The sequence below is a fragment of the Streptomyces krungchingensis genome, assembly GCF_054729265.1.
On the sequence record NZ_JBPUKY010000001.1, the window covers coordinates 8,336,916 to 8,357,981 of the forward strand.

The 21,066-nt window shown below is 74.0% G+C and carries 20 protein-coding genes; 11 read left to right on the forward strand and 9 right to left on the reverse strand.

Annotation, left to right across the window (positions count from 1 at the left end; genetic code table 11):
• The first annotated feature begins 52 nt into the window (after window positions 1-52).
• A complete protein-coding gene (locus ACSYGO_RS36290) occupies window positions 53-838 on the forward strand; it encodes a GvpL/GvpF family gas vesicle protein (protein ID WP_460389161.1) in 786 nt (261 codons plus the stop codon).
• Between the two features lie 109 nt (window positions 839-947).
• Here the strand turns inward: ACSYGO_RS36290 and ACSYGO_RS36295 are convergent, their stop codons facing one another.
• The 3 genes from ACSYGO_RS36295 to ACSYGO_RS36305 all read right to left on the reverse strand — a co-directional run bounded on the left by ACSYGO_RS36295 (window position 948) and on the right by ACSYGO_RS36305 (window position 3,629).
• On the reverse strand, window positions 948-1,118 hold the full coding sequence (locus tag ACSYGO_RS36295) for a hydrophobic protein (RefSeq protein WP_345649158.1): 171 nt from the start codon (window positions 1,116-1,118) through the stop codon (window positions 948-950).
• Window positions 1,119-1,161: 43 nt separating this feature from the next.
• Window positions 1,162-1,983 carry a class I SAM-dependent methyltransferase gene (locus ACSYGO_RS36300; protein WP_426680888.1) on the reverse strand — a complete coding sequence of 274 codons (822 nt, stop codon included), beginning with the start codon at window positions 1,981-1,983 and terminating at the stop codon, window positions 1,162-1,164.
• 128 nt (window positions 1,984-2,111) lie between these two features.
• Window positions 2,112-3,629 (reverse strand): phosphatase PAP2 family protein, encoded by a 1,518-nt coding sequence (locus ACSYGO_RS36305; RefSeq protein ID WP_460389801.1) that lies wholly within the window; start codon window positions 3,627-3,629, stop codon window positions 2,112-2,114.
• A gap of 236 nt (window positions 3,630-3,865) precedes the next feature.
• On the opposite strand from ACSYGO_RS36305, the gene ACSYGO_RS36310 reads away from it, so the two are divergent.
• The 3 genes from ACSYGO_RS36310 (at window position 3,866) to ACSYGO_RS36320 (ending at window position 6,569) form a co-directional block, all read left to right on the forward strand.
• Window positions 3,866-5,485: an ATP-binding cassette domain-containing protein gene (locus ACSYGO_RS36310; RefSeq protein WP_426680887.1), complete on the forward strand. Its 1,620-nt coding sequence runs from the start codon at window positions 3,866-3,868 to the stop codon at window positions 5,483-5,485.
• A 155-nt stretch (window positions 5,486-5,640) separates the two neighbouring features.
• On the forward strand, window positions 5,641-5,946 hold the full coding sequence (locus ACSYGO_RS36315) for a DUF6158 family protein (RefSeq protein WP_432175997.1): 306 nt from the start codon (window positions 5,641-5,643) through the stop codon (window positions 5,944-5,946).
• A gap of 5 nt (window positions 5,947-5,951) precedes the next feature.
• Window positions 5,952-6,569 (forward strand): TIGR03086 family metal-binding protein, encoded by a 618-nt coding sequence (locus ACSYGO_RS36320; protein WP_426680886.1) that lies wholly within the window; start codon window positions 5,952-5,954, stop codon window positions 6,567-6,569.
• Window positions 6,570-6,659: 90 nt separating this feature from the next.
• On the opposite strand, the gene ACSYGO_RS36325 is transcribed toward ACSYGO_RS36320, so the two are convergent.
• On the reverse strand, window positions 6,660-7,040 hold the full coding sequence (locus ACSYGO_RS36325; RefSeq protein ID WP_095937607.1) for a CBS domain-containing protein: 381 nt from the start codon (window positions 7,038-7,040) through the stop codon (window positions 6,660-6,662).
• A 93-nt stretch (window positions 7,041-7,133) separates the two neighbouring features.
• Complete coding sequence (locus tag ACSYGO_RS36330) at window positions 7,134-7,520, reverse strand: DUF2795 domain-containing protein (protein ID WP_432175998.1); 387 nt, start codon at window positions 7,518-7,520, stop codon at window positions 7,134-7,136.
• A 395-nt stretch (window positions 7,521-7,915) separates the two neighbouring features.
• On the opposite strand from ACSYGO_RS36330, the gene ACSYGO_RS36335 reads away from it, so the two are divergent.
• Complete coding sequence (locus ACSYGO_RS36335; RefSeq protein ID WP_432175999.1) at window positions 7,916-8,710, forward strand: RNA polymerase sigma factor SigF; 795 nt, start codon at window positions 7,916-7,918, stop codon at window positions 8,708-8,710.
• A gap of 15 nt (window positions 8,711-8,725) precedes the next feature.
• On the opposite strand, the gene ACSYGO_RS36340 is transcribed toward ACSYGO_RS36335, so the two are convergent.
• Window positions 8,726-9,853 carry a PAS domain-containing protein gene (locus tag ACSYGO_RS36340; protein ID WP_432176000.1) on the reverse strand — a complete coding sequence of 376 codons (1,128 nt, stop codon included), beginning with the start codon at window positions 9,851-9,853 and terminating at the stop codon, window positions 8,726-8,728.
• 127 nt (window positions 9,854-9,980) lie between these two features.
• Between ACSYGO_RS36340 and ACSYGO_RS36345 the strand changes: the two genes are divergently transcribed.
• From ACSYGO_RS36345 to ACSYGO_RS36360, 4 genes are all read left to right on the forward strand, one after another.
• Window positions 9,981-10,706, forward strand: coding sequence for an ANTAR domain-containing response regulator (locus ACSYGO_RS36345; RefSeq protein WP_426680882.1), 726 nt, complete (start codon window positions 9,981-9,983; stop codon window positions 10,704-10,706).
• Between the two features lie 204 nt (window positions 10,707-10,910).
• Window positions 10,911-12,074, forward strand: a complete 1,164-nt coding sequence (locus tag ACSYGO_RS36350) for a collagen-like domain-containing protein (RefSeq protein WP_460389166.1) — start codon at window positions 10,911-10,913, stop codon at window positions 12,072-12,074.
• Between the two features lie 130 nt (window positions 12,075-12,204).
• Complete coding sequence (locus tag ACSYGO_RS36355) at window positions 12,205-13,452, forward strand: aminotransferase class I/II-fold pyridoxal phosphate-dependent enzyme (RefSeq protein ID WP_460389802.1); 1,248 nt, start codon at window positions 12,205-12,207, stop codon at window positions 13,450-13,452.
• Complete coding sequence (locus ACSYGO_RS36360) at window positions 13,449-14,654, forward strand: MBL fold metallo-hydrolase (protein WP_426680880.1); 1,206 nt, start codon at window positions 13,449-13,451, stop codon at window positions 14,652-14,654. Before ACSYGO_RS36355 ends, ACSYGO_RS36360 begins: the two co-directional genes overlap by 4 nt.
• 111 nt (window positions 14,655-14,765) lie before the next feature.
• Here ACSYGO_RS36360 and ACSYGO_RS36365 read toward each other — a convergent pair whose 3' ends face one another.
• Both ACSYGO_RS36365 and ACSYGO_RS36370 read right to left on the reverse strand, forming a co-directional pair.
• Window positions 14,766-15,389 carry a DedA family protein gene (locus ACSYGO_RS36365; RefSeq protein WP_426680879.1) on the reverse strand — a complete coding sequence of 208 codons (624 nt, stop codon included), beginning with the start codon at window positions 15,387-15,389 and terminating at the stop codon, window positions 14,766-14,768.
• A gap of 82 nt (window positions 15,390-15,471) precedes the next feature.
• Window positions 15,472-16,245, reverse strand: a complete 774-nt coding sequence (locus tag ACSYGO_RS36370; RefSeq protein ID WP_435228513.1) for an MBL fold metallo-hydrolase — start codon at window positions 16,243-16,245, stop codon at window positions 15,472-15,474.
• 285 nt (window positions 16,246-16,530) lie between these two features.
• Here ACSYGO_RS36370 and ACSYGO_RS36375 point away from each other — a divergent pair, with 285 nt between their 5' ends.
• Both ACSYGO_RS36375 and ACSYGO_RS36380 read left to right on the forward strand, forming a co-directional pair.
• Complete coding sequence (locus ACSYGO_RS36375; RefSeq protein ID WP_028801830.1) at window positions 16,531-16,926, forward strand: hypothetical protein; 396 nt, start codon at window positions 16,531-16,533, stop codon at window positions 16,924-16,926.
• A 105-nt stretch (window positions 16,927-17,031) separates the two neighbouring features.
• On the forward strand, window positions 17,032-19,107 hold the full coding sequence (locus ACSYGO_RS36380) for a phage holin family protein (RefSeq protein WP_426680877.1): 2,076 nt from the start codon (window positions 17,032-17,034) through the stop codon (window positions 19,105-19,107).
• 183 nt (window positions 19,108-19,290) lie between these two features.
• Here ACSYGO_RS36380 and ACSYGO_RS36385 read toward each other — a convergent pair whose 3' ends face one another.
• Window positions 19,291-20,913 (reverse strand): DUF6345 domain-containing protein, encoded by a 1,623-nt coding sequence (locus ACSYGO_RS36385; RefSeq protein ID WP_432176005.1) that lies wholly within the window; start codon window positions 20,911-20,913, stop codon window positions 19,291-19,293.
• Window positions 20,914-21,066 lie beyond the last annotated feature (153 nt).

Below are 21,066 nucleotides of genomic sequence, written 5' to 3' on the forward strand. Positions count from 1 at the left end.
GCGGGCGGACAATGCCGAAGCCGCGCCGGCCGGGCCCGAAGGAGGAGAGCGCATGACTGGTCTGCGGTACGTCTACGCGATCTGCCGGCCGTTCCCCGCGGCCCTGTCGGCCGAGCTGACCGGTGTCGCCGGAGCTCCGGCGCGCCAGGTCCTGCACGAGGACCTGGTCGCCGTGGTCGGCACGGTCCCGGAGGAGGACTTCGCCGTGGAGCCGCTGCGCGGCCGCCTGCGGGATCCGGAATGGGTGGGCGAGACCGCCCTGGCCCACGAGTGCGTCGTCGACGCGCTCACCACCGTCACCAGCCCGCTGCCCCTGCGGCTCGCCACGGTGCTCCGCGACGACGCCGCCGTGCGCCTGATGATGCAGGAAGGGCACGACCGGTTCGTGCGCGCGCTCGACCGGATCGACGGGCGGGTGGAATGGCGCGTGCGGATCTACACGGAGACCGGCCGGCCCGCCGCCCTCGACGGCGCGGGACCGGACCGCGCGGGGATTTCCGGCGCGGCAGCGGAAGGCCGGGTTCCGGAGAATGCGGAGGAATACGCCCGGCACTTGCACGACGACCTGTCGCGCCGCGCCGAGGGCGCCTGTTTGCATCCGCCACGCAATGTGGCGCTCCCCGGGAAGTCCGGCACGAATGTGCTCGACGCCGCCTATCTGGTTCCTCGAATGAAATCGGAGGAATTCGTGGAGCGTGTGCGTCGCGCACAGCATGAGGAGGAAGGTGTGCGGGTCGAATTCACCGGCCCGTGGGCGGCCTACGCCTTCACCGGAGAATCCGCGTTCGCCGGCGAATTGGCATGGCCCGCCTGCGACACCACCGTCCATCACGCCTGACCTGCACGGGACACGAGACGAGCGGCCCGCGGACCGGATGACCGGTCCGCGGGCCGCTCGTCTCGCTCTCCCGGAACTCTGGACAGCTCCCGGAATCAGACTGGAATGGCTACCACCTGTACCACCGGCCCCTGCCGCCGCCGGCATTCGTGCCGCGCACCAGGAATCCGAGCAGCCACAGGACGAGCACCGCCAGCGCTATCCACCAGAGCAGTTTCACCGCGAAACCGGCACCGAAGAGAATCAGGACCAGAAGCAGTACCAGCAGGATGGGAACCATAGTGTTGACCTCCTGCACGTCCGAGTTTCCCGGAAGCGCAGAATCAGGCCTCCTTACGGCAGAGAATTTCGCCGTGCAGGACCGAGAACCAGCCGTCCTCCCGACGACCCCACTCCCGCCAGGCGTCCGCCACCGCCCGCAGCTGTTCCGCCGTCGCGTGACCGGCCTCCGTGGCCCTCTCCGCGTAGGCCGAGGCCACCGTGCGGTCGGCCCACAGCCCGCTCCACCACGACCGCTCGTCCTCGCCGGCGAAGGTCCAGGTGCTCGACGAGGCCGTGATGTCCCGGACGCCGGCGGCCAGTGCCCACGACTTGAGACGGCGTCCGGCGTCCGGCTCGCCCCCGTTGGCGCGGGCGACCCGCAGGTACAGGTCCAGCCAGTCGTCCATGCCCTGCGACAGCGGGTACCAGGCCATGGCCGAGTAGTCCGAGTCGCGGACCGCGATGAAGCCGCCCGGCTTGGTGACCCGGTACATCTCGCGCAGCGCCTGGACCGGGTCGCCGACGTGCTGCAGCACCTGGTGGGCGTGGACCACGCAGAACGTGTCGTCCGGGTACGCCAGCGCGTGCACGTCGGCGACGGCGAACTCCACGTTGTCCAGGCCGCGTTCGGCGGCCAGGTCGCGGGCCTGGTCCAGGATGCCCGGCGCGTGGTCCACGCCGGTGACGTGCCCGTCGGGGACCAGTGCCGCCAGGTCGGCGGTGATGGTGCCCGGGCCGCAGCCGATGTCCAGGATCTTCATGTGGGGCTTCAGCGAACCGAGCAGGTAGGCCGCCGAGTTGGCGGCGGTGCGCCAGGTGTGCGAACGCAGCACCGACTCGTGGTGGCCGTGCGTGTAGACGGCGGTCTCCTGCGGCTTCGACATGACCGATCCCCTTCGCGTCGTACGGGACCTCGCGGGGCCGCGTGCGCACCCCGCGAGGCGATGGCATCACCGTACGCGTCCATGTCGAATGATGAGACCGGTGTCTTGCCATGTGGACACGCCTTGGTTCACGTGGTGGGGCCTGTGTCCTGGCTGTCGAAGGGGAGCGGGCAGTAGACGGTCAGTGCCTCGGGCGTCTTCCGCAAGGTCACCGGGCCGTCCACCTCGGTGACTTCGCCGTCGTGGGCGAGGAGCGTGCCCGGGGCGATGCCGTCGACGCGCAGGTTGCGCACCCGGACGGCGGCGTGCGCGGGGGAGCGGGTCAGCGGTCCCGCGAAGGCCGCGGCGAGCAGACGTATGGCCGGGTGGCGTCCGCCGTGCACGACCCGCACGTCCAGCTTGCCGTCCGCCAGGTCGAAGCGCCGGGCCGGCGCGAGGCCCATCCGGTGATACGTGCCGTTGCCCGCGAACAGCAGCCACAACGGGTGCTTGCGGCCGCCGAGTTCGGCGTGCAGCGGGTGGCGGTCCGCACGCAGGACGCGGACCGCGCCGACCAGACCGGCCGGCCAGCCGCCGATCCGGGGCGACCAGCGCTCCCGCTCCCGCACCAGTTCCGGGTAGACGCCCAGGCTGAACGTGTTGAGGAAGATGCCCCCCCTGCGGCCCGCCGAGAAGCGGCCCACGTCCACCCGTACCGCCTCGCCCCGCTGGAGGGCACGGCTCAGATCGCGCTCGCCCTCCACGCCGAGGTCGAGCGCGAAGTGGTTGAGGGTGCCGCCCGGCAGGACGGCGAGCGGCAGGCCGTGGCGCAGCGCGACCTCCGCCGCGGCGTTCACGGTGCCGTCACCGCCGCACACGCCGAGCACCCGGGCGCGCGCCGCCGCCTTCTCCAGTTCGGCCCCGACGTCGGCCGGTTCGCACTCGACGACCTCCGCCCGCGGCAGCACGTCGGCCAGGGCCCGGACCCGTTCGGGCGTGCCCGCACCCGTGTTCGCCACCATGACCAGGCCCTCGCCCTCGGGCAGGGCCGGCGCGTCCACGCGGGGCCGCCCGGCCGGGCGGCCCAGGTCACGGGTCGGGACCAGGGCCCGTACGGCGTACGCGGCGCCCACGCCCAGGGCCGCGCCCACCAGTACGTCGCTCGGGAAGTGGACACCGGTGTAGACGCGGGACAGTGCGACGGCCGTGGCCAGCGGCGCCACGGCCGCGCCCCACCCCCGGGACTCCAGGGCGACACCCGTCGCGAAGGCCGCGGCCGAGGCGGCGTGCCCCGACGGGAACGACGTGGTGATCGGCTGGCGCTTCAGCTGCCGCACCAGCGGGACGGGGTCCAGGGCGGGACGGGAGCGGCGCACCGACCGCTTCCCGATCGTGTTGATGGCCGCGGAGGCGAGGGTGAGCGAGGCCAGGCCCCGGACGGCGGCCCGGCGGGCCCGCGGGGTGCGGCTCGCGGCGATCGCCGCGGCCGTGGCGAACCACAGCACGCCGTGGTTCGCACTGCGGCTCAGACGGGGCAGCACACGGTCGCCGCCCGGCCAGTGGCGCGCCGCGACCGCTTCGAAGAGGCCGGAGTCCGTGGAGAGCAGGCGGTCCCGCAGGACGTGGCGGCCCGGGGGACGGAGCGTGAGGTCGACGTCTGGGGTCAGGGTCATGGCACACCGCATACCCCGGACCGGCGATTTCTCGCCCCCGGCCTCCTGTGACGTCCTCCGACGCCCTCGGGTACCCGCCCGCGCGCCCGGCGTCCCCTGTCGCCTTCGGGCGCCCAGGGCACTTCCGACGTCCCCGGACACCTCGCGACCCCCCGACCTCCCGCGATGTCCGGCGTCGCGCCGAATACGCGTTTGCCCCGCGGCACCGGGTCCACCGAGAATGCCTCCCCATGGGACACCTCGAAGCCGCGCACCTTGAGTACTACCTGCCCGACGGGAGGGCGCTGCTCGGCGATGTGTCGTTCCGGGTGGGAGAAGGGGCCGTCGTCGCCCTGGTCGGGCCCAACGGGGCCGGCAAGACGACCCTGCTGCGGCTGATCTCGGGAGAGCTCAAACCGCACGGGGGGACCGTCACCGTCGGGGGCGGACTGGGCGTGATGCGCCAGTTCGTCGGCTCCGTGCGGGACGAGACGACCGTACGGGACCTGCTGGTGTCGGTGGCACCGCCACGGATCCGCGAGGCGGCCGGGGCCGTCGACGCCGCCGAGCACGCGATCATGACCGTCGACGACGAGGCCGCCCAGCTCCGCTACGCGCAGGCCCTCGCCGACTGGGCCGAGGTGCGCGGATACGAGTCGGAGACCCTCTGGGACATGTGCACCACGGCGGCGCTCGGCGTGCCGTACGAGAAGGCGCAGTGGCGTCTGGTGCGGACCCTGTCCGGCGGTGAGCAGAAGCGCCTGGTGCTGGAGGCCCTGCTGCGCGGCACCGACGAGGTGCTCCTGCTCGACGAACCGGACAACTATCTCGACGTCCCCGGCAAGCGCTGGCTGGAGGAACGCCTCAAGGAGACCCGCAAGACCGTCCTCTTCGTGTCCCACGACCGGGAACTGCTGGCCCGCGCGGCCGAGAAGATCGTGAGCGTGGAGCCCAGCCCCACGGGAGCCGACGCCTGGGTGCACGGCGGGGGCTTCGAGACGTACCACGAAGCGCGCCGGGAGCGGTTCGCGCGCTTCGAGGAGCTGCGCCGCCGCTGGGACGAGAAGCACGCCCAGCTCAAGAAGCTCGTACTGAACCTGCGTCAGGCCGCGTCCATCAGCCATGAGCTGGCGTCCCGCTACCAGGCCGCGCAGACCCGGCTGCGGAAGTTCGAGGAGGCCGGACCGCCTCCGGAGCCGCCGCGCGAACAGGACATCCGGATGCGGCTGCACGGCGGACGCACCGGCGTGCGGGCCGTCACCTGCAAGGGTCTGGAGCTCACCGGGCTGATGCACCCCTTCGACCTGGAGGTCTTCTACGGCGAACGGGTGGCCGTCCTCGGCTCGAACGGCTCCGGCAAGTCGCACTTCCTGCGCCTGCTCGCCGGCGACACCGTCGCCCACACCGGCGAGTGGAAGCTCGGCGCCCGTGTGGTGCCCGGTCACTTCGCGCAGACGCACGCCCATCCGGAACTGGAGGGCCGCACCCTGCTCGACATCCTGTGGACCGAGCACTCCCAGGACCGCGGCGCCGCGATGTCCCGGCTGCGCCGCTACGAGCTGACCGCACAGGCCGAGCAGCGCTTCGACAGGCTCTCCGGCGGCCAGCAGGCCCGCTTCCAGATCCTGCTCCTGGAACTGGAGGGTTCCACCGCCCTGCTCCTCGACGAGCCGACCGACAACCTCGACCTGGAGTCCGCCGAGGCCCTCCAGGAGGGGCTGGAGGCGTACGAGGGCACGGTTCTCGCGGTCACCCACGACCGCTGGTTCTCCCGCTCCTTCGACCGCTATCTGGTCTTCGGGTCCGACGGGCGGGTGCGCGAGACGCAGGAGCCGGTGTGGGACGAGCGTCGCGTGGAGCGTGCCAGGTGAGCCGCTGATCCAGGGCCGTGCGGGGCTCGGCCCGGGACATCCGCCCGGGCTCGTCCCGGCCTCCGGCGCACTGCTCCCTCGGCGCACACGGAGGCCGAGGGCCGCGGATCTTCGTAAGGTGGAGGGAGGAAGGCGAGCTCCATGGCCCCTCCCGGATGCCGCTCGGACCAAGCTCGCCGGGCCGGTACCCGGACCGCACCGTAGGACACGACGAGCGGGGTACCACCATGACCGGAGTCGACCCGGGCCGTCTGGACGACCAGCAGCTGATGAAGGAGCTGGAGACGATCCACCGCACGCGCCATGACACGCTCCTGCACGGCTCGAACGACGCCCTGCGCGTCCACAACGAACGCATGGCGCAGCTGGAGGGCGAATACCTGCGCCGCCATCCGCGCCGCCGGGTCGTCGCGGGCCGCACACGCGACGGCGCCCGCGAGCGGACGCCCGGAGGGGCCTGATCCGCATGACTCCCACGACGGAACACAGGACCGGCCCGCTCGCCACCCCGGGTCCTGATCCCCTGCTGGCACGGCACGCGCAGGCCCTGGACCTGTTCGGCGACCGGGTCCGCCAGGTCCGCGCGGACCAGTGGGAGGCGGGCACGCCGTGCACGGAGTGGACGGTGCGCGACCTGGTCAACCACCTCGTCTCCGAGCAGCTGTGGGTGCCCGCGCTGGTGCGGTACGGCGCCACCGTGGAGGCGATCGGCGACACCTTCGACGGTGACATGCTCGGGTCCGACCCGGCGGCGTCCTGGGAGACGGCCGCCCACGCCGCCCGTGAGGCGTTCGGGGCGCCGCGCGCCCTCGACCGCACGGTCCACCTCTCGTACGGCGACACCGGCGCCGACGCCTACTGCGCGCAGATGACCGCCGACCTCGTCGTGCACACCTGGGACCTGTCCCGCGCGATCGGCGCGGACGAGCAGCTCCCCGCCGACCTCGTCGCCCTCACGATGCGTGAAGTGGCCCCGTACGTCGCCCGGTTGGCGGAGAGCGGACTGTTCGCCGAGCCGGTGCAGCCGCCGCCCGGCGCGGACGAACAGACGAAGCTGCTGTGCCTGCTGGGGCGCCGGCCCTGAGCCCCCCGAAGGGCGCGGCCCCGGCTCCGCACCCTTGGGCACGGACCGGCCCGGGGGAACCCTTCGCGGCCCAGACGTCCTGGTCGCGGCCTAGACGTCCTGGTCGAGCGCCGCGGCGAGGTCGCCGAGGGCGACCATCCCCACCGGGCGTCCGTCCTCGACCACCGGCAGCCGCCGCACCTCGTGGTCGCGCATCAGCGTCACCGCGGTCACCAGGGCGTCGTCCGGGCCGACCACCACCGGATGTGGTGTGCACACGGCCCGCGCGCTCACCGTGAGCGGATCGGCGCCGTCGGCCACGGCGCGCAGGGTGATGTCGCGGTCGGTGAGGATCCCGACGAGCTCGTGATCGGCCACCAGGACGTCACCGACGTCCTGGGCGCGCATCAGCTGGGCCGCCTCCACCAGTGAGGCGTCCGGGCGGACCGCGACGACGCCCGGCGTCATGACGTCCCTGACGAAAACTGCCATGTCTGCCGGCCTTCCTGCCGTCCCGGACCGGGGGTGTCCGGGTGGTGGATGATGCCACCCGCAGTACCCCCGGTCCCGGCGGCCATGCCCTCGCTAACGCGCCCGGACGGCTCCCACGACCGATTCGGCCAGTTCGTGGACGGTGCCGTAGCGGTCGTCGAGCGGCAGCAGTTCCAGCGCCTCGACGAGGCTGTCGGGTGCGTTCTTGCCGCGCAGTACGCCGATCAGCTCGCGGGGACCGGCCGGGAACGACGTCCGGCCCAGGAACCGCGCGAGCTCCAGCCGGAGCGTCTCCAGGGAGCCGGGTGACCGGTTCGGCACGACGGGGCCGAGCGTGATCGGCGGATCGTCGTCGGCGACGGGCTCGGGATCGTGCCACTCGTCGGTCCGGGTCGGGTGTCCCGACCTGAGCATGTCCCGCAGTTCGTGCTTCATCTCCTCGTCCCGGTGGACGCTCAAGCGGTCACTGCCTCGCTGCATCTGTCCCTCCAGAGGTTCGGGGGTGGTGAGCGCGTACCCGACGGCCCGCGCTCGACACGTGCGTACGCACGCCCGTTCACGCGCGCGTACATCGGCCTGGTCAGCAGCCTGCTCGGCCGCGCTCCCGGCAGGCGGGGGAGCTCGTTCTCCGTGCGGCAGGCACTCGCCCCGCGCGCTGCATGACCTTCGTCCCGCGTGCGGCCGGGCGTAAGTCCTCTGAGGAGCCGGGCGTTTGCCCCGCATGCGGCGGGGCAGACGCAGCCCCAGTGCTTCGGACAGGAGGCACGTCCGTGGGAGCGGCGAACCGCGCCACGGGTGTACCCGTCCGGCGCACGGGCGCGCTCCCACGGTGACTGTCCAACTCAAGGCACCCCCCGAGGGAGTTGCGACGCATCATGCGAACCAAAGCGAGCGCGACGCACCATCCGCACGACGACGCCCCCGACACCGTCGGGGCCTTCCGCGAACTCGCCGGGCTCCCCCCGGGCCCGGAGCGCGACCTGCTCCGCGAGAGGATCGTCGAGGCATGGCTGCCCATGGCCGAACGGCTCGCGGGCCGCTTCCGCAGCCGGGGCGAGAGCTACGAGGACCTGCGCCAGGTCGCCGCCCTCGGCCTGGTCAAGGCCGTCGACCGCTACGACCCCGAACTGGGCAACGCCTTCGAGAGCTACGCCGTGCCCACCATCACCGGCGAGATCAAGCGCCACTTCCGGGACCACATGTGGACCCTGCACGTGCCGCGCCGGGTCCAGGACCTGCGCAACCGGGTGCGCTTCGCCTGCCAGGACCTCGCGCAGACCGTGCCGGGGCGCAGGCCCACCATCGCCGAGATCGCCGACCACGCCAGGATGAGCGAGGACGACGTGCGCACCGGCCTGGAGGCCCTGGAGAGTTTCACCGCGCTCTCCCTGGACGCCGAACTGCCGGGCAGCGACGACGGCTACTCGCTCAGCGACACGCTCGGCTCGGCCGACCCGGCCCTCGACACCGTCGTCGACCGCGAGGCCGTCAAGCCCCGCATCCAGGCCCTGCCCGAACGCGAACGAGCCATCCTCTACATGCGGTTCTTCGGCGACATGACCCAGAGCCGCATCGCCGACGAACTCGGCATCTCCCAGATGCACGTCTCCCGGCTGATCAGCCGCTGCTGCGACCGGCTGCGCGACCAGGTCATGCGCGACGCGGCGTAGCCCCCGGGCCGCCGGTCAGTTCAACCGCGCCATGGCCAGCGCTATGTGACGCGACATCATGTCCACCGCCTGTGCCTCCGCCATCGAGAACGCCGGCCCGGTCCCGCTCCTGAACAGCGTCAGCACCCCGTGCACCGTCCCGGACGCGCCGGTCAGCGGCACGCACAGCAACGACGTCACGTTCGCGCGGACGAGGACCGGAGCGCCGGAGGTGTCACGGCCGAAGGCCTCCGGGTCCTCGGGCCGCACCTGGAGTGCCGTCGAACCGCCGCGCGCCGCCTCGACCACGAGGGGGCACGCGGCGGGATCCTGTCCGGCCAGGGCCGCCACCTCCTCGGCGCACTCCGACGGCCCCAGGACCGCCGTACGGGCCAGGTGCGCGGCGCCCGCGTCGGCCACCACCCAGTCCGCGAACCGCCCGTGCAGCACCCCCGCCGCGCGTTCGAGGGCCGGTGCGGCGCCCTCGCCGGGCAGGCTCAGCAGCGCCGTGGCCATGGCGTCCACCAGGTCCATCAGCGCCGCGCGCCGGGTGGTCTCGGACAGACTCGGCACCGTGGGGCCCGGCGCGCCCTGCCCCGACGGCACCAGGTCGTCCGCGGGCTGCAGCACGACGAGCACCGCGGTCCGGGGCTCCCCGCCGGGGCGCAGCGCGGTGAGCGTAGCCCGCACCGGCACCGACGGCTCCTGCTGGAGGTGCACGGTGAGGCTGCGGTCGCCCTCGCCGCGCGCCACCGCCGCCGCCTGCGAACGGAACGCGGCCCGGTCGGCGTGCGCCAGGAACCCGGTCAGCGGGCGGCCGGTCGCGTAACCGGCGCGGACACCGGTGAACGCGGTCGCGGCGAAGTTCATTCTGCGCACCACCGTCTCGCTGTCCACGAGCGCGACGGGCACCGGCACCCGCTGGAAGAGCGCCTTGAGGAGCTGTTGCTCCTGGCGGTCCACCGAGGCCGCGGCGGCCGCGCCGTCCGAGGACAGCCGCTGGAACCACGGCCACAACCGGTCCACCACATGGTCGAGTTCGAAGAGCGCCGCGTCGAGGACGGTCGGCAGGTCGCCGGCCGGAACGGACCGCGCCGCCCTCAACTCCGCGACGCGGCGTACGAAATCCGCGAGTTGTTCACCGAATTCGTCCGTCTCCGCCATGCGACGAACGTAACCCGAACCCGCCCTTCCGGGTGGGCCGGGGGGAGATCCCGCCGGCCTCGGTTTTCCGCGCAGGTGAGCGGGAAGGCGCCGAGAGGGAGGAGTGGAGGGAGCGGAGGAGGCGATCATGCCGATCACGCCGGAGAACGGTCGACTCGGCGGTCTGGGCGCGGAGTCACCCGACTCGGCCCATCCGGGACGCCGACTGTCGGAACTCGCCGAGCAGGCCGCGCGCTGCACCGCCGACTGCTGCGGCGCGAGCAGCACGGTGTCCCGCGGCGGCGCGGAGCGCCCCGCCGCGGTGACCCACCCCGATCTCGCCGGGCTCGTCTCGGTGCAGTTGCGGTCCGGCGACGGACCGATCCCGGCCGCCGTGGAACGCGGCGCCCCCGTCGACTCGGCCGATCTGCTCGTCGAGGAGCGCTGGCCGGAGTACCGGGCGATGGCCCTCGACTCGGGCGTCCGCTCCAGTGTCACCATCCCCTTCCGGCGGTCCGGGCTGACCGTCACTCTCAGCCTCTACAGCTTCCGGCCCGGCGCCCTGAAGGACGCCCCGCACGGCCCCGCCCGCGCGCTCGGCGACCTCGCCGCGAGCTGCCTGGTCCGCGACCTCTCCTACCGTGCCGCCCTCACCGAACTGGACCAGCTGGGCACGGCCCTGCGCTCCCGGCCCGTCGTCGACCAGGCCTGCGGCATCGTCATGCACGTCCTCGGCTGCGACGCGGACCGGGCCTTCGCGGTGCTGCGCCGGATCTCGCAGGGCACCAACCGGAAACTCGCCGACGTCGCCTCCGCCGTCGTGGACAGACGCGGCCGCGGGCTGGAGCGCGAGCTGCTCTCCCTGTCCGACTGAGCGGCCGTGGGCGCCGGCCGGCGGCTGTCCCGCGCGGCGCCCGCGGACACCGGGCGTGCCGTGCGGTGTCACCCGCACGGACGCCCGTTTTCCCGCGAATGGTGTCCGGCCGCGCGCGCCCGGCGGCGGGGCGGGCTGTGATGGGCCCGAGGAGCGCGACGGCCGTGCTCCTCGGGAAATCGCCCTGCCGAAGGAGCCCCCTCCATGCGCCGCACCGCCCGTGCCCTGTCCGCCCTCGCCCTGGCCGGTGCCGCCCTGGGTGCCTCCGCGTCGGCCGCGTCCGCGGATCCGGACGCGAAGGTCAGCCCGGGGTCCGTGGAACCCGGCGGCACCGTGACCATCTCCGTGACCTGCGACGAGCTCACCGGTGCCCCGCCGGAGTCCATCGACGCCACCTCGAAGGGGTTCGAGGAGGGCAAGGTCCAGCTGCACCGCGTCCAGGACGGCGCGACCGGAGCGGGGGGTCCGCAGAGCGCGCCGGGCGCGGGACGGACGTCGGGCACCGCGGAACCGGGTGGCGTGCCCGGTCCGACGCAGGCGCCGGGCACACCACCCGGTGTGACGGACCCCGGTGGCGCGGCGGGTCTCACGGATCCGGGAGGCGTGAGGGGTCTGACCAATCCCGATGGTTCCGTGGGCCTGACCAATCCCGATGGTTCGGCGGGTCTGACGGATCCCGATGGTTCGGCGGGTCTGACGGATCCCGACGGTTCGGCGGGCCTCACCGATCCCGACGGTTCGGCGGGTCTGACGGACCCCGACGGTTCGGCGGGCCTCACCGACCCGGACGGCGCGGCCGGTCTGACGGACCCGGGCACCGGGACGGGCCCGACTGATCCCGGAGGCACGTCAGGTCTGACGGATCCCGGCGGTACGAACGGCCTCACGGATCCGGGCAGTTCGTCCGGATCGACCGACGCCGGAGGCACGGCCGGCGTGGCCGAACCCGGTGGCGCCACGGCCGTCTCGTACCGCGGCACGGCCCGTATCCCGACCGGGGACAGCGCCTCCGACGCCGACTCCAAATGGGGCGTCGACGGTGCCTGCCCCGCCGAGTCCGGCGGCCGGTCGAAGCCCTGGAGCGCCTCCTACTCCGTGGCCCGGGGCACCGGCGGGGAACACGGGACGGCCGAGGACGGGGGCGGCACCGAGGACCACGGCAAGGCCGGTGAGGACGGCACCGGCGGGGAACACGGCGCCACCGACGAGTACGGCGCCGCGGCCGTCCAGCGCGGGGTGGACGCCGGTTCGGGCGGCACCTTCACCGATTCCGTCCCGGCCCTGATCTGCGGGAGCGTCCTCATCGCGGGGGCCCTGGGAGCGGCGGTGCACCGCCTGCGCCGCCGGCGCAGGACCTGGGGCCGCTGACACCGCGGCGGGGCCCGGCCCGGCCGGGTGCCCATGGGACGGGGGCACCGTGGGTACGGAGACGGCCGAGGGCCGTGCCGGCACGGAAACCCGGACAGGGCACGGCACCACGGACTGCGCGGAGGCACTCATGCGGCGGACGGATCCGGAAGACCACGGGCCGGTCCGCTACGGCCCGCCCCTGCCCGGCCAGGGCCTGCCCGTGCTGCCCGCCCTCGGCTCCGTGCTCGCCGCTGCCGCCGGCCCGGCCGGTGCCGAGCCCTGCGGCGGCGGACCCGAACTCCTCGCAGCGGCCTGCGCGTACTGGAACCGCCGCGGGCTGCCCGCGACGGCCGACCTGGTGGCCGCCGCGCCCGGCGCTCCCGCGCTGCTCCTCGCCCTGACCGGCGCGCTCGGCGGCGACGTCCTGGTGCCGCGTCCCTGCGCCGCGTGGTGGGAGCCGCAGGCCCGCCTGCTGGGACGGTCCGTCTTCCATGTGGCGACACCCGCGGAGTGCGGCGGCGTCCCGGACCCGTACGCCCTCCTGGAGACCGTCCGCCGGATCCGCGCGGAGGGCGGCGATCCGCGCATGGTCGTCCTGTCGGTGGCCGACGACCCCACCGCCACCGTCGCACCGCCCGAACTGGTGCACGAGACCGTGGAGGCGGCGGCGGGCGAGGGGCTGCACGTCGTCAGCGACGAGACGTGGCGCGACACCCTGCACCGGGCGCACGACACCATGCTGCTCAGCCCGGCCGAGATGCTGCCCGACCGGGTCACCGTCCTCACGGACCTCGCGGGCCCGTTCCTGCCGCAGGGCTGGCCGGCCGCCGTCGCCCGGTTCCCCGACAACGACCTGGGGGCGCGGCTGCGTTCGCAGGTCCTCGACGTCCTCACCGTGCTCGGAGCGCGCGTCGCGGAACCGGTCGCCGCGGCGGCCGCGTACGCGCTCGGCGAGCCGGAGGCGGTCACCGAGCGGCTCGCGGCCGCCGTACGCCTGCACGCGGACGTGGCCCGGGCCGCGCACCGCGCGGTGGTCGGCGCGGGCGCGCTCGCGCGGCCCCCGCAGACGGGCAGACACCTGTACGTGGACCTCGGCCCGTTCCGCACCGCGCTCGGCGCGCACGGTGTGGGCGACGCCCAGGACCTGGAGGACTTCCTCACCGCCCGGCTCGGGATGCCCGCGCCGGGCGGCCACCGCTTCGGCGACGACCTCGCCGCGCTGCGCGTACGGCTGGGCACGGGGCCGTTTCTCGGCACCACGGACGAGGAGCGGGCGGCATGCCTCACCGCCCCCTCGCCGTTGGAACTGCCGCATGTGCACCAGGCGTTGACCCTGTTGGGGTCGGTCTTCGACGATCTCCGCGACGACGCTCAGCGATGGGAGTCTCCTCGATGACGCAGCAGTCCGAGTCGACCGCGAGCACGACCACCGAGGACGCCGACGATCCGGCGTCCGGTGCGAGCCCGGCGGCGGCCGGGCACCTGTCCTCGCCCCTTCCCCTCGCCGCGCCGGCCGAGACCGGCCCCCTCGTCGGCGTCCGTCCTCCCGCGGATCCCCGTCTTCCCGCCGATCCCCGTCCTGCTGCCGCCCCCGGTCCCGCCGCCGGTCCCCGTCCCCTCGCGGAGCCCCGCCCGCTCGGCGAGAAGCGGTTGTGGCCACGGTCCTTCGCGGACCGGCTGACCGCGCCGCTGCCGGGGCTGAGGGCCCTCGCCCGGTTCGCGCGCGAGGGGGCGCTGCGCCCCGGGTCCGCGGGACTGGCCGACATCCCGCGACTGCCCTTCGAGCCGGGGCCGTTGCCCCGTGCCGACGCCCGTACGGTCGCCGTCTCCTGGGCGGGGCACGCGAGTTGGGTGGTCCGGATCGGCGGGCTCACCGTCCTCACCGACCCGGTGTGGTCGCGGAAGATCCTCGGCACCCCGGCCCGGATCACCCCGGTCGGCGTGGCCTGGAGCGCGCTGCCGCGGATCGACGCGGTGGTGATCAGTCACAACCACTACGACCATCTGGACGCGCCGACCCTGCGCCGACTCCCGCGCGAGACACCCGTGTTCGCACCGGCCGGGCTCGGCGGCTGGTTCAGGCGCCGCCGGTTCGGCCAGGTCACCGAGCTCGACTGGTGGGAGGCGGCCGCACTGCGCGGAGTCCGCTTCGACTTCGTCCCCGCGCACCACTGGTCCAAGCGCGGCCTCGCGGACACCTGCCGCACGCTGTGGGGCGGCTGGGTGCTGACCGCGCCCGACGGCCGGCGCGTGTACTTCGCCGGGGACACCGGTTACGGCCACTGGTTCTCCCGGATCGGCGACCGCTACCCGGGCATCGACCTGGCCCTCCTGCCCATCGGGGCGTACGACCCCCGATGGTGGCTCAGCGACGTGCACTGCGACCCCGAGGAGGCGGTCCGCGCGGCGGTGGATCTCGGCGCCCGCCGCATGGCGCCCATGCACTGGGGCACGTTCGTCCTGTCCGCCGAGCCCGTCCTGGAGCCGCTGACCCGGGTGCGGGCGGCCTGGGAGAAGGAGGGGCTGCCCCGGGAGGACCTGTGGGACCTGCCGGTCGGGGCCTCACGCGTGCTGGAGGCCTCACGCGTCCCCGACTGAGCCGCGGGGCCCGCGCCTGCGCGGACGCCGGGCCTGCCGCGTGCCCCGGCGGTATCGGGGCCCGACAGCCGACTTCGGGCCCGGTGCGCCGCCGCGGAAGCGGGCCCCGGTCTACGTGGCCGGCTTCCGCACCCTGCGCCACAGGCTCGGCGCGGCACTGATCGCCAGCGTCACCGCGACCGCCGCGACCACGCCCTCCCACGGCTCGCTGAACAGCGAACCGCCGAGTATGCCGATCAGCTGGTACGTCACCGCCCAGGCGAGGCAAGCGGGCACGTCGCCGCGGGCGAAGGTACGCAGCGGCATCTTCGCGAGCAGACAGGCCAGCATCACCGGGATGCGGCCCGCCGGGACGAGACGGGACAGCACGAGGACGGCGATGCCGTGGTCGTGCAGCTTCTCCTGCGCCTGGCCGAGGCGTTCCTCGGGGGCGCGGTCGCGCAGCGTCGCCAGCCACCGGGAGCCGTTCTTGGACCGCATGCCGCGTTGGCCGAGCCAGTACAGCGCGACGTCCCCGAGGAAGGCCGCGAGTGACGCGACGGCGAAGACCATCAGCAGCGCGAACGGCGCCGTCTGGTGGAAGGCCACCACGGCCGCCGAACTCACCAGCGCTCCCGTCGGCACCACCGGGACGAGCGCGCCGACCAGGACGAGCAGGAACAGCGTGGGATACCCGATGGCCTGCTGGGTCGACTCGGGCGACACGCTGGTGGCCGCGGCGGACAGGGATATCACCGATCGGCCCCCGGTCGTGCGCCGTCGCCGTGCCCCGCGCGGCGCACCGGGCCCCGGGACAGCTCCGTCACCGTCACCGCCGTCACCGCGCGACCTCCGGCCGGACGCTCTCGCCGTGACCGAGCCGGTGCACCGACACCAGGGGCGCGTGTTCGGCGGCGAGGCGCACGAACTCCTCTCCTGGCGCATGGAATTCATGGGGGCGCACGGCATCCATCCCGATCGGCCAGTACGTGCCGTAGTGCACCGGCACCGCGCTGCGCGGCGACAACCGGGCGAGCGCCTGCGCGGCCCGCCCCGCGTCGAGGTGGCCCTCACCGAGGTACGGTCCCCAGCCGCCCACCGGCAGCAGCGCCACGTCGACCGGTCCGACCTCCTGCGCCATCGACGGGAACAGGCCGGTGTCCCCGGCGAAGTACGTGCGTGCCTCACCCTCGACCACGTATCCGAGGGCCGGGGAGCGGTGCGGTCCGACCGGGAGCCTGCGTCCGTCGTGCCGTGCCGGGACGGCACGCACGACCAGGTCACCGACCTGGATCCGGTCGCCGGGCGCCACCTCCGTGAGCAGCAGATGACGCAGCCGGCGCAGCCCGGGCACCGCGCGCGGCGCGCCCTCGGGCACGAGCAGCCGGGTGCCGGGCGCGAGCAGCGCGAGCGAGGGCAGATGCAGATGGTCGGCGTGCAGATGGGAGACGAGCGCCACGTCGGCGACCGCCGCCTCGGGCGGGGGCGGCGCCCCGCGCCTGCGCCGCAGGTGCGCGAGCCGGCGCGCGAAGAGGGGGTCGGTGAGCACGCGTGTCCCGGAGTCCTCCAGCGTGCAGGTGGCATGCCCCCACCAGGTGATCTCCACCGGCACTTCTTTGCCTCCTTCGCGCGACTCCCCCCGAGCCTACGGGCAGGAGTAGGGTCGGCGGCGAAACCCGGAGGTGAGGGGGACGCCATGGGAGACGCGCGCGGTGCCTCGGTCCCGCACGCCGGCCGGTTCCCGCCGGAGGAGAGCGGCGCCGGCCCGCACACCGGCCGGTTCCCGCCGGAGCACGGCGGCCCCGGCCCGCACGCGCCGGACCGTCCGCTCGGACCGGGCGGTGCCCGCGGCCCGCACACGCCGGACCACCCGCTCGACCGGGACCGCTCACGGGCGCTGCGGGTCACGGCGATCGCCAGCCTGATCCCTCTGGAGGAGCTCGAAGCGGACCCGTTCCTGGTCGACTCCCGCAGCCAGCACGCGATCTGTGCCCGCTGGGCCGCCGAGCGGGGCTACGTGGTCACGCGGGAACTGCTCGTGGGCGGCCTGCGCACCGATCACCGCACCCTGTGGGAGGACGTCGAGGCGGGTCTCGTCGACCTCTTCGTCGCACCGAGCCGCCGGGTCCTGGAGCGCGCTCTCGTCTCCGTCGACGAGTTCACCGCCGAGTGCGTGCGCCGCGGGGTGCGCGTGGAGACCGTCGGCTGCGCCGAACCCTCGTACGACGCCCAGATGAAGGCCCGGATCCACCGCCGTCTGTCGATGCCGACGGCGGGCTACGACGGCCGCTGACGTGCGTCCCGCGCGGCGAACGGCCCGTGGTCCGCTGCCGCCGGTGTGACAGGGTGGGAGCAGGCCTCGCGGACCGTGCGGGCCGCGAGGCGAGGTGGACTGGGCGTGGGTGGAGGACGTTGGCGGCGGTTCCTCAGCGGAGTGTGGCGCAGCATCACCGTCTGGGCCGCGTCCACGGCGACGATGCTCGTCCTCGCCGGTCTGCTGCCCGACTTCCAGCTCCAGTCGGACGACGGCGACAGCGCCACGCAGATCGCCGTCACCGCCGCGGCCGGTGCGGGTGTCTTCGGTCTGCTGTCGTCGCTGGTGTGGCCGCTGCTGGTACGGGCCCTGCTGCTGGTGCCCGCCCTCGTGCTCGGCCTGCTCGTGTTCTTCCTCAACGGCTCGCTGCTGCTGCTCGCCCTGCGGATCAGCCCCTCCGGGCAGGGTGAGGTCGCCCCCGAGACCGCGGTGGTCGTCGCCGCCGTGATGTCCGCCGTCGCCTCCGCCACGGGCGGCGCCCTGGCCGTACGGGACGACGACGCGTACCGGCGCCGGCTGTACCGGCTCGCCGACCGGCGCCGCCGCCGGGGCGACGGGCAGGCCGGGCCCTCGACTCCCGGCGCCGTCTTCATCCAGCTCGACGGGGTCGGACACGACCTCCTCGTGCAGGCCGCCGGGAAGGGGCTGATGCCGACCGTCGCGCGGTGGCTCGGCGGCGACCGCCCCACCCACCGGCTGACGCCCTGGCGCACCGACTGGTCCAGCCAGACCGGCGCCAGCCAGCTCGGCATCCTGCACGGCAGCAACCACGACATCCCGGCCTTCCGGTGGTACGAGAAGGACAGCCAGGAGGTCATGGTCTGCAACCGGCCCACCAGCGCGGCCGAACTCCAGCGCCGGGCCGTCGAGCACACCGGCGACGGAGGGCTGCTCACCGTCGACGGCGCGAGCCGCGGCAACCTGTTCAGCGGCGGCGCCGACCAACTCGCCCTCGTCCTCTCCGTGGCCGCGCGCCGAGGCCGGGAGAACCGCTCGCGGGCCGGGTACTTCGCCTACTTCTCCGACCCCGCCAACGCCGTACGGACCGCCATGTCGTTCGTCGCCGAGGTCTTCCGGGAGATCGGCCAGTCCACCCGGGCCCGGGCGAAGAAGCGGCGGCCACGCGTCAAGCGCGGCGGGCTCTACCCCGTCGTCCGCGCCTTCGCGACCGTCGTCGAGCGGGACGTCGTCGTCGCCGCGGTGATCGGCGACATGCTCGCCGGCCGCAACGCCGTCTACGCGGACCTGGTCGCCTACGACGAGGTGGCGCACCACTCCGGACCGCGCGGCCGGGACGCCGAGAAGGTGCTGGAGCGGCTGGACCGCTCGCTCGCGCTGATCGCGAAGATCGCCGAGCACGCCCCCCGGCCCTACCGGATCGTGCTGCTGTCCGACCACGGCCAGAGCCCCGGCGAGACCTTCCTGACCCGCTACGGCCTCAGTCTCGGCAACCTGGTCCGCGCCGGCTGCGGACTGCCCGTGCCACGCAAGGCGCAGCGCACGCACAGCGGCGCCGAGGCGAGGGCCGCCGTACGGGCCGCGCTGCGCCGGCCCGTCGAGGAGGGCGGCGAGCGGCACCTGCCCGCGCGGCGCCGATCCGAGCCCATCGTGCTGGCCTCCGGAAACCTCGGCCTGGTCTCCTTCCCGGACGTGCCGCACCGGATGAGCCGGGAGGAGATCGACCGCCGTCATCCCGCGCTGCTGTCCACGCTGGCCAACCACCCCGGTGTCGGCTTCGTGCTCGTGCGCAGCGAGGAGTACGGCGCACTGGTCCTCGCCGCGAACGGCGCGGAGGTGCCGCTGGACGAGCTGGACGACGAACACCCCGGCCCGCTCGCCGACTTCGGGCCGGGCGCGGCCGACGCCGTACGGCGCACGCACTCCTTCCCGCACACCGCCGACATCATGGTCAACTCCTGGTACGACCCCGAGGAGGGCGAGGTGCTCGCCTTCGAGGAGCAGATCGGCTCGCACGGCGGACTCGGCGGCGCCCAGGGGCGGCCCTTCCTGCTGTCACCGGTCACGCTGTCCCCGCCGGCCGGGGACGGCGCCGTACTCGTCGGCGCGGAGCAGGTGCACCAGGTGCTGAGACGGTGGCTGCGCGAGTGCGACGGCCCTCAGGTGCCGCTGGCGGCGCCCCCGAAGGAGCGTGCCGCCTGACGTGCGCCTGAAGGAGCGTGCCGCCTGACACGGCCCTGAAGGTGCGTGCCGCCTGACGTGCGCCTGAAGGAGCGTGCCGCCTGTGACGTGCGCCTGAAGGAGCGCGCCGCCTGACGGCCCGGCCGTCGGCGTGCGGTGTCGCGCGTACCGTCCGGCCGGGCCCGCGGGGCGTCCTCCGCCCCGTCAGCGCGCCAGCGGTGCGACCACCCAGCGCCGCGTCCTGAACATGCTGTCGGCCTGCCCGATCTCGATGAGCTTGCGGGCCGCCGGGAACGCCTCGTTGCCGTCGATCTCGTAGCCCACCTGCGAGGTGCCCGGCACGTCGCGGATCTCCAGCCGACGGCGAACCTCGTCGGCCGGGCGCTCGGCGTCCGAGCCCACCACGGCGAGATGCTCGACCAGCCGGAGCTGGGCCGCGGCCAGCGACTCGGCCGGGTCGCGGGGCAGCGGCGCCACCGCGGCCCGCGGCCCCTCACCGGACGGCGGGGCCACCACGGAGCTGGGCGTGCGCGTCGAGCCCGCTGTCTCACGCGTCGACAGGTGGGCCTGCACCACGGTCCCGTCGTTGTCCAGCGCCACCCGGATCTCGCCCCGGCCCGGCGTGATCACCGGGATCCCGTCGAAGACCTGACGGAACGTCACATGTGTTTCCAGTGACACGGGTTCACCGAGCCGCGAGCCGTCCTTGGTGCCGGAGTTCTGCCACAGGTCGTGCACGGACTCCACGGCCAGCTCGGCGCCGTCCGCGTGCTGCTCGGCGAAGGCGCGCGCCAGTTCCACCGCCCGGCCGGTGTCCAGCTGCTCGGTGTTGCGGTGGTTGGCCTCCGCGAGCCGCACCCAGCGCGCGGCGAGCGGTGCCGTCGCCACGTACCGGTCGCCGGAACCCGCGCTCAGCACGCCCTGCCGCTCGACCTGGACCTCCTGCAGGGCGGCCGGCGGGAAGTCCGCCAGCCGGCCGAGCCGGGTGAGTTCGGCGCTCGGATCGCGCGGCGCGAGCTGCACGGTCCGCTCCGGCACGACGGTCGCCGCCTCGCGCAGGCTGCTGCGGGCGTAGTACCAACGCCAGGCGTACCACGCGTCGGAGACGTGCTCGCGGAAGAAGGTCCGCTCGGAGTTCAGACGGTTCGTCGCCTCGGCCTGCGTGGGGCCGGTGGCCGCGACCGACGGGGCCTGCCCGTGGTAGATGTCCCACGAGGCGTTCAGCCAGGCGTCGCAGAAGGTCTGTCCGGCCCGCCACTTCTCCCAGAACTTCCGGCCGTAGTCGGGGCTGTCGATGCTCGTCGACTCGAACCCGAAGAGCATCCGCGACCCGAGGTTGGGGCCCGCCCAGGTGCGGATCGGGGTGTGCCCGTCCAGCACACGCACCGAGTTGCAGGTGGACCAGAAGACGTAGTTCGCCTTCTCGTCGCCGAACGCCATACGGTTGGACACGGCGTCACTGCGGCCGTCCCACACCGCGCCGAGCGGCGCGAAGAACACCCCGTTGCCGTCCATGCCGCCGTGTCCGGAGTGGTAGACGGCGACGACGGCGTCCACACCGTAGCGGTCCTGCCAGTTGTCGTACGCCTGCTCGTACGCCCACACCTGCGCGCCACCGTCCGCGAACCAGAAGTTGCGGTCGTAGAACTGCTGGAGATAGGCGAGCCACCCGGTGGCGTCCTCGTGCGTGTGCGAGAGCGGGTTCTGGTTCACGAACTTCTGGATGCTGAACGCGCCCCACCAGCCGAACGTCGAATCCCGGCCGGCCGCAACGGGCTTGCCCGAGTCGAGCGGTGACGGACCACGGTCCGAGTAGATCATGCGCATGGTCAAACCCCCTGATGGTCCACCTCGCCGCGCTCGGTCCCGGAGGGGCGAGGGGGCCTCAAAATGTCACCGCGGCAGGGGTTTGCCCAGCGCGCATACCGGCCATCGGGGCAGCGCCCCGGGCATGCAACGGCGCCTCAGGTGCCGCTTCGG